At 67.0% G+C, this 7,716-nt stretch carries 8 protein-coding genes; 4 read left to right on the plus strand and 4 right to left on the minus strand.

Annotated elements, in window-relative coordinates; translation table 11 throughout:
* From ACFV4K_RS33380 to ACFV4K_RS33390, 3 genes are all read right to left on the minus strand, one after another.
* On the minus strand, positions 1-1,054 hold a 1,054-nt coding region (locus ACFV4K_RS33380), incomplete at its 3' end, for an adenosine deaminase (protein ID WP_379280290.1).
* Positions 1,055-1,164: 110 nt separating this feature from the next.
* The gene (locus tag ACFV4K_RS33385; RefSeq protein WP_379280295.1) at positions 1,165-2,451 is read right to left on the minus strand and encodes a thymidine phosphorylase; all 1,287 of its coding nucleotides are present in this window, start codon (positions 2,449-2,451) and stop codon (positions 1,165-1,167) included.
* An 87-nt stretch (positions 2,452-2,538) separates the two neighbouring features.
* The gene (locus ACFV4K_RS33390) at positions 2,539-2,940 is read right to left on the minus strand and encodes a cytidine deaminase (RefSeq protein WP_379280291.1); all 402 of its coding nucleotides are present in this window, start codon (positions 2,938-2,940) and stop codon (positions 2,539-2,541) included.
* A 302-nt stretch (positions 2,941-3,242) separates the two neighbouring features.
* Here ACFV4K_RS33390 and sdhC point away from each other — a divergent pair, with 302 nt between their 5' ends.
* The 4 genes from sdhC to ACFV4K_RS33410 all read left to right on the plus strand — a co-directional run bounded on the left by sdhC (position 3,243) and on the right by ACFV4K_RS33410 (position 6,707).
* Positions 3,243-3,635: a succinate dehydrogenase, cytochrome b556 subunit gene (gene sdhC, locus ACFV4K_RS33395; protein WP_213557854.1), complete on the plus strand. Its 393-nt coding sequence runs from the start codon at positions 3,243-3,245 to the stop codon at positions 3,633-3,635.
* A gap of 88 nt (positions 3,636-3,723) precedes the next feature.
* Positions 3,724-4,155 carry a succinate dehydrogenase hydrophobic membrane anchor subunit gene (locus tag ACFV4K_RS33400; RefSeq protein WP_357098390.1) on the plus strand — a complete coding sequence of 144 codons (432 nt, stop codon included), beginning with the start codon at positions 3,724-3,726 and terminating at the stop codon, positions 4,153-4,155.
* Positions 4,156-4,170: 15 nt separating this feature from the next.
* A complete protein-coding gene (gene sdhA, locus ACFV4K_RS33405) occupies positions 4,171-5,940 on the plus strand; it encodes a succinate dehydrogenase flavoprotein subunit (RefSeq protein ID WP_379280292.1) in 1,770 nt (589 codons plus the stop codon).
* Positions 5,940-6,707, plus strand: coding sequence for a succinate dehydrogenase iron-sulfur subunit (locus tag ACFV4K_RS33410; RefSeq protein ID WP_379280293.1), 768 nt, complete (start codon positions 5,940-5,942; stop codon positions 6,705-6,707). Before sdhA ends, ACFV4K_RS33410 begins: the two co-directional genes overlap by 1 nt.
* A 348-nt stretch (positions 6,708-7,055) precedes the next feature.
* Here ACFV4K_RS33410 and ACFV4K_RS33415 read toward each other — a convergent pair whose 3' ends face one another.
* On the minus strand, positions 7,056-7,550 hold the full coding sequence (locus ACFV4K_RS33415) for a PadR family transcriptional regulator (RefSeq protein ID WP_379280294.1): 495 nt from the start codon (positions 7,548-7,550) through the stop codon (positions 7,056-7,058).
* Between the last annotated feature and the right edge of the window lie 166 nt (positions 7,551-7,716).

Consider the following 7,716-nt stretch of genomic DNA (forward strand, 5'->3'; position numbering starts at 1 on the left):
CGTCGATCAGCCGCAGTCGTTCCGGGAACGGGATGAACGCGGACTTCATGGCATTGATGGTGAACCGTTCCAGATCGCTCCAGCCGTACCCGAAGGTCTCCGACAGCTTGAGCATCTCCTTGCTCATGGTGGTGTCGCTCATCAAACGGTTGTCGGTGTTCACGGTGACCCGGAACCGCAGCCGCGCGAGCAGGTCGAACGGGTGCTTGTCGAGCGAGGGCACGGCCCCGGTCTGCACGTTCGAGGAGGGGCACAGTTCCAGCGGAATCCGCATGTCCCGCACGTAGTTCGCGACCACGCCGAGGACCGGCCCGTTCGGGCCCTCGGTGATGTCGTCGGTGATGCGCACGCCGTGCCCGAGTCGTTCGCAGCCGCAGAAGGCGACGGCCTCGTGGATGGACGGCAGTCCGAACGCCTCGCCCGCGTGAATCGTGAAGTGCGCGAGGTTGGCCCGCATGTAGTCGAAGGCGTCGAGGTGGCGGCTGGGCGGGTAGCCGGCTTCCGCGCCCGCGATGTCGAAGCCGCCGACGCCGCGGTCGCGCCAGCGCACCGTGAGTTCGGCGATCTCGCGGGAGCGGGCGGCGTGCCGCATGGCGGTGAGCAGGCAGACCACGGTGATGGGGGTGCCCGCCGCGGCAGCGGCCGCCTCGCCTTCCCGGAATCCGGCGATGGTGTGCTCGACGACCTCGTCGAGGGTGAGTCCGGCCTCGATGTGCTGTTCGGGCGCGAACCGCACCTCGGCGTAGACGACGCCGTCGGCGGCGAGGTCCTCGGCGCATTCGCGGGCGACCCGGCGCAGCCCTTCGGGGGTCTGCATGACGGCGACGGTGTGGGCGAAGGTCTCCAGGTAGCGCTCGAGCGAGCCGCTGTCGGCCGCGTCCCGGAACCAGGCGCCGAGGGATTCGGCGTCGCTTGCCGGTAGCTGGTCGTATCCGGCGGCGTGGGCGAGTTCCAGCACCGTCGCGGGTCGCAGCCCGCCGTCGAGGTGATCGTGCAGGACCGCCTTGGGAGCCTGGCGGATCGAGGCGAGAGTGAGGGGCGTCGGTCCAGTCATGTAGCAACGTTAGCCGCATTCCCGTTCTGCGGCAGGACTGTTGGCCCGACTCACCGACAGTTCGGCATGTCGTTGCCCTCACGTTGCTGACCGGCGCGAATCCTTCATCTTCAGGCGGTGATGCGGTCCAGGATCAAGGGTTGCAGCGGCAACTGGACGGTGCCGTCGATGGTGAACGCGCCGCGCAGCAGGTCCAGCGCCGCCGGGAAGGCCTCGGGGGTGTCGGTGTGCAGGGTGAGCAGCGGCTGCCCCTCGGTGATGGAATCGCCTGGCTTGGCGTGCATTTCGACGCCCGCCCCGGCCTGCACCGGGTCGCCCTGCCGGGCCCGGCCCGCGCCGAGCCGCCAGGCGGCGAGTCCGACGTCGAGGGCGTCGAGGCGGATCAGGGTGCCCCCGGCGGGCGCGCGCAGGGTTTCGGTGTGGCGGGCCTGCGGCAGCGGGGCGTCCGGATCGCCGCCCTGGGCGCGCACCATGGCACGCCAATGGTCCATGGCGCGGCCGTCGGCGAGCGCGTCGGCCGGGTCGACGTCGGTGATCCCGGCCTGCGCCAGCATCTCCCGAGCCAGGGTGAGGGTGAGGTCGACGACGTCGGCGGGGCCGCCGCCCGCGAGCACGTCGAGCGATTCGCAGACTTCCAGGGCGTTTCCGGCGGTATGGCCGAGCGGGGTGTCCATGGCGGTGAGCAGGGCCACCGTCCGCACCCCGGCGTCGGTGCCGAGTTCGACCATGGCGGTGGCCAGTTCGCGCGCCTGCGCCTCCTCGCGCAGGAACGCCCCACGCCCGACTTTCACGTCCAGGACCAGCGCACCGGTGCCCTCGGCGATCTTCTTGCTCATGATGGAGCTGGCGATCAGGGGGATGGATTCCACGGTCCCGGTGACATCACGCAGCGCGTAGAGCCGTTTGTCGGCGGGGGCCAGATCGGCTCCGGCGGCGCAGACGACGGCGCCGACGGCGGGATCGGCCAGGAGCTCCCGCATGCGCGCGACCGGAAGGTCCGCCTGCCAGCCGGGTATCGCCTCGAGCTTGTCGAGTGTGCCCCCGGTGTGCCCCAATCCGCGTCCGGAGAGCTGGGGCACGGCGGCCCCGCAGGCCGCGACCAGCGGCGACAGCGGCAGGGTGATCTTGTCACCGACCCCGCCGGTGGAGTGTTTGTCGACGGTGGGGCGGCCCAGATCGGTGAAGTCCAAACGCTTCCCGGAGTCGATCATGGCGTGGGTCCAGCGGGCGGTCTCGCGGCGGGTCATGCCGCGCCAGACGATGGCCATGGCCAGCGCCGACATCTGTTCGTCAGCGACCTCGCCGCGGGTGAACGCGTCCACCACCCAATCGATCTGCGCGTCGCTGAGCTGTCCGCCGTCGCGCTTGGCCCGAATCACGTCCACCGCCGAGTGCACCGTCACGCCCTCCACCCTGGCACGGGCTGGGCCGCCTTTCCACGGATTCCCCCGCGCGCCACGATGATCAGCTGTTATAGCGGGGTTCTACCGCTGCCCGGCGGCGAGGTCGTCGGGCCCGAAGGAGTCCGGCAGCAGCGTGTTCAGGGTGACGGGACCCTCGCGGTGATCGACGAGCAAATCACCGCCGCCGTGCTCGAGCAGAATCTGCCGGCAACGTCCGCAGGGCATGAGCACCGCGCCTCGCGAATCGCAAATCGAGACCGCCCGGAGTCGCCCGCCGCCACCCGAAATCAAGTTACCGACCAGTACACATTCGGCGCAGAGGCCCAAACCGTATGAGACATTTTCCACATTGCAGCCGCTCACCACGCGGTCGTCGGCGGTGAGAGCCGCGGCCCCGACGGGGAATCCGGAATAGGGGGCATACGCCTCTTGCATAACTTCAAAAGCCTTGTAGCGCAGGGCTTTCCAGTCAATATCGGACATTTCGGACCATCCTCCTATGGACGTGACAGCACCCCCGTGTTACGCGTTCTGCCTGGTCGCGAAAATCAGGAAAGGCAAACCTAACTCACAACAATTTGAGCCAACGAGCGGCACGCCGAATTAGTTCCCCTCCAAAGCTGGGTTTAGAGTTCACGACAGATCGGTTCAGGTTCCCGACAACGGGCCTGCAGCACTGCCACCGGATGTTGATTCCGCTCGTGAGCAGGTGGTTTCGACAGTCCGAAGGCTCCGCGGCCGGATTCTGACCGGGTCCATCAACGACGTTGGAGGCACCGCACTCTATGACCACGCTAGAAGCTCCGGCCAAGCCGAAGCGAACCTTGTACCGAGGCGACCCCGGCATGTGGTCCTGGGCACTGCACCGCATCACCGGCGTGACGATCTTCTTCTTCCTGTTCGTCCACGTCCTCGATACCGCGTTGGTGCGAGTCAGCCCGGACACCTACGACCGGGCGATCGAGACCTACAAGAACCCCGTCGTCGCCCTCATGGAAATGGGTCTCGTCGTCTGCGTGCTGTTCCACGCGTTCAACGGCATCCGCATCATCCTCGTCGACTTCTGGTCGCAGGGCCCGCGCTACCAGCGCCAGATGCTCTGGATCGTCCTCGCGATCTGGATCGTCGTCGCCGGTGCCGGTGTCGGCCGCCAGTTCTTCTACCTGCTGACGAATTGAGAGCCGACATGAGTGAGCGAAGCGAACGTCAAACAAACACAGCCGCAATTGCGGGCATGCCGCAAGCGAGCGCTAGCGAGGTTGAGGCATGACCGCACCTGTTCTCGGTAAGTCCTACGACCGCCCCGCCTCGCTCGACGCCCCGCGCGCGCCCCGCCGCGCCGGCGGCAACAACTTCGAGAAGTACGCCTGGCTCTTCATGCGTGCCTCGGGCCTGCTGCTGGTCATCCTGGTCATCGGCCACATGACGATCATGCTGATGCTCGACGGCGGCGTGCACCGCCTCAACTTCGCGTTCGTCGCCGGCCGCTGGGCCTCCCCGTTCTGGCAGCTCTGGGACCTCACCATGCTGTGGCTGGCCCAGCTGCACGGCGGCAACGGCCTGCGCACCGTGATCGACGATTACGCGCGCAAGGACTCCACCCGCTTCTGGCTGAAGGCCGCGCTGGTCGTGTCCATGATCCTGGTCATGGTCACCGGCACCTACGTGATCTTCACCTTCGACCCCAACATCAGTTAGGAACAGGCGACCTCGATGAGTGAATCCCGACCGATTCAGGAGCACCGCTACGACGTCGTCATCGTCGGTGCCGGTGGCGCTGGAATGCGTGCGGCGATCGAGGCCGGTCCTCGGGTGCGCACCGCCGTCCTGACCAAGCTCTACCCGACCCGTTCTCACACCGGTGCGGCGCAGGGCGGCATGTGCGCCGCGCTGGCGAACGTGGAAGAGGACAACTGGGAGTGGCACACCTTCGACACCGTCAAGGGTGGTGACTACCTGGTCGACCAGGACGCCGCGGAGATCATGGCCAAGGAGGCCATCGACGCCGTGCTCGACCTGGAGAAGATGGGCCTGCCGTTCAACCGCACGCCCGAGGGCAAGATCGACCAGCGTCGCTTCGGTGGCCACACCCGTGACCACGGCAAGGCGCCCGTGCGTCGCGCGTGCTACGCCGCCGACCGCACCGGCCACATGATCCTGCAGACGCTGTACCAGAACTGCGTCAAGCACGACGTGGAGTTCTACAACGAGTTCTACGTGCTCGACCTGATCCTGTCCGACGGCCCCAACGGCCCGATCGCGACCGGCGTCGTGGCCTACGAGCTGGCCACCGGCGAGCTGCACGTGTTCCACGCGAAGTCGATCATCTTCGCCACCGGTGGTTCGGGTCGTATGTACAAGACCACCTCCAACGCCCACACCCTCACCGGTGACGGCATGGCGATCGTGTTCCGCAAGGGTCTTCCGCTGGAGGACATGGAGTTCCACCAGTTCCACCCGACAGGCCTCGCGGGCCTGGGCATCCTCATCTCCGAGGCTGTGCGTGGTGAGGGCGGCATCCTGCGCAACGCCTCCGGTGAGCGCTTCATGGAGCGCTACGCGCCGACCATCAAGGACCTGGCGCCGCGTGACATCGTCGCGCGCTCCATGGTGCTCGAGGTCCGTGAGGGCCGCGGCGCGGGCCCGAACAAGGACTACGTGCTCATCGACGTGACCCACCTCGGTGAGGACGTGCTCGAGGAGAAGCTCCCCGACATCACCGAGTTCGCCCGCACCTACCTGGGCGTCGACCCGGTCAAGGAGCCGGTGCCGGTCATGCCGACCTGTCACTACGTGATGGGTGGCATCCCGACCCGCATCCGCGGCGAGGTGCTGCGCAACAACACCGACATCGTGCCCGGCCTGTACGCCGCCGGTGAGTGCGCCTGTGTCTCCGTGCACGGCGCCAACCGTCTGGGCACCAACTCGCTGCTGGACATCAACGTGTTCGGCCGGCGCGCGGGCATCGCGGCCGCCGAGTACGCGCAGCGCGCCGAGTTCGTCGACATGCCGGAGAACCCGGCGCAGATGGTGCAGGACTGGCTGGCCAACCTGCTGGGCGAGCACGGCAACGAGCGCGTCGCCGACATCCGCACCGAGCTGCAGAACTCCATGGACGACAAGGCCGGTGTGTACCGCACCGAGGAGTCGCTGAAGTCCATGCTCGAGGAGATCCAGGTCTTCAAGGAGCGCTACTCGCGGATCACCGTGCAGGACAAGGGCCGTCGCTACAACAGCGACCTGCTCGAGGCCGTCGAGCTGGGCTTCCTGCTGGAGCTGGCCGAGGTGACCGTGGCGGGTGCGGTGAACCGCAAGGAGTCCCGTGGCGGCCACGCGCGCGAGGACTACCCGGACCGCGACGACGTCAACTTCATGCGCCACACCATGGCCTACAAGACCAGCCCGGAGCTCATCTCCGACATCCGTCTGGACTACAAGCCGGTTGTGCAGACCCGTTACGAGCCGATGGAGCGTAAGTACTGATGACTGCTGTCGCTGAAACGCCGCAGAAGCCGGCTCCGGTGCCGGACGGGTCGACCCTGATCACCGTCAAGGTCGCCCGCTTCAACCCGGAGGACGGGCAGGGCCAGCACTGGGACGAGTTCAAGGTCCCCGTGCTGCCGACCGACCGGTTCCTGAACGTGCTGATCTACATCAAGTCCTACCTGGACGGCACGCTCACCTTCCGTCGCTCCTGCGCGCACGGCGTGTGTGGCTCGGATGCCATGCGCATCAACGGCGTCAACCGCCTGGCGTGCAAGATCCTCATGAAGGACATGCTGCCCAAGGGCGGCAAGGAGCTGACGGTCACCGTCGAGCCGATCCGCGGCCTGCCCGTGGAGAAGGACCTCGTGGTGGACATGGAGCCGTTCTTCGACGCGTTCAAGGCGGTCAAGCCCTACCTGATCACCAAGGGCAACGAGCCGACCTACGAGCGCATCCAGTCCCAGCACGACCGCGCCCGCTTCGATGACACCACCAAGTGCATCCTGTGCGCCTGCTGCACCACCTCCTGCCCCGTGTACTGGAGCGACGGCAGCTACTTCGGCCCGGCCGCGATCGTGAACGCGCACCGCTTCATCTTCGACAGCCGTGACGAGGGCGCCCGCGAGCGTCTGGACATCCTCAACGATGTCGAGGGTGTGTGGCGCTGCCGCACCACCTTCAACTGCACCGACGCGTGCCCCCGTGGCATCGAGGTCACCAAGGCGATCCAGGAAGTCAAGCGCGCGCTGCTGTTCGCCCGCTGAGTCCGGTGTAGCCCGAAACACCAAGGCCGCCCGCATTTTCGGATGCGGGCGGCCTTGCCGTTGGTAACCCCGAGGGGTTCGCAACAAATTGACACTCGCCGTACGGACATTTCGGTGACATTTGCGGTGGCATTTCAGTGCATATGCTGCAGACCAGTAGAAGTGTCGAACGGGTCGCCCAAATCACCTGAGGCAGCCGGTCCGACACCCTCACCCGTACGCTGGAATTCGACGCACCGGCGAAGAGGCCGCGTAGGTCCAAATATAAAGGTGTGCAATCAATTTCATCGTCACGAGCGTTGCGGCGTGAACCTGCCGAGCCGGTCCGAGGCGGGCGGCGATTCTTCTTCAGTCGGGCGTCCGGTCCTGGAACGGGGCCAGACTTTCCCAGGACCAGGTGCGGGTGCCGTCGGCGAGATCCGCGAGAACGCCTTGCAGCCACTGCAATTCGGCGGCGAGGACGGTGCGCTGGTATTCGTCCTCGAGTAGCGCGACGCGCGGGAGGCCGAACTTCGTGGCCTGATCGAGGCCCGCGTCGATTTCTTCGAGTCCGGCGCGCAGGGCGTCGGCGCGCCGCTGGAGTTCGACCCGGGCCGGAATGGGCCCGAGCAGCATCAGAAATGACAGGGCCGCAGGGAATTCCGGGAATTCGTTGCGCGGCGTCGCGACCATGTCGTTGATCCAGGCGAGGCAGGCGGTGCGGCCGTCGTCGGTGATCTCGTAGACGGTGCGCTCGGGGTACTGCTGGTCTCGGCCGGTCTGGCGGACGGCCACCAGGCCCGCGTCCTGTAGCCGCGCGATCGTCTTGTACAGCTGCGCCCGCTGGCCAATGGCGGAGGCCAAGGGCCCGGACCGGGAGACCCGGGTTCCGGCGCTGCTCGACCCGGCGAACGCCGCCCGCTGACACCGGTGAGGTATTCGGCCCGGCTGCACACGGGACCGAATGCCTAGCTGACAGCGGAGCACCGTCCGGGATTCACGGACAAAATGGTGGCCCAGCTGGTCAAAC

It is taken from the genome of Nocardia sp. NPDC059764 (assembly GCF_042732555.1).
GTDB lineage: Bacteria > Actinomycetota > Actinomycetes > Mycobacteriales > Mycobacteriaceae > Nocardia.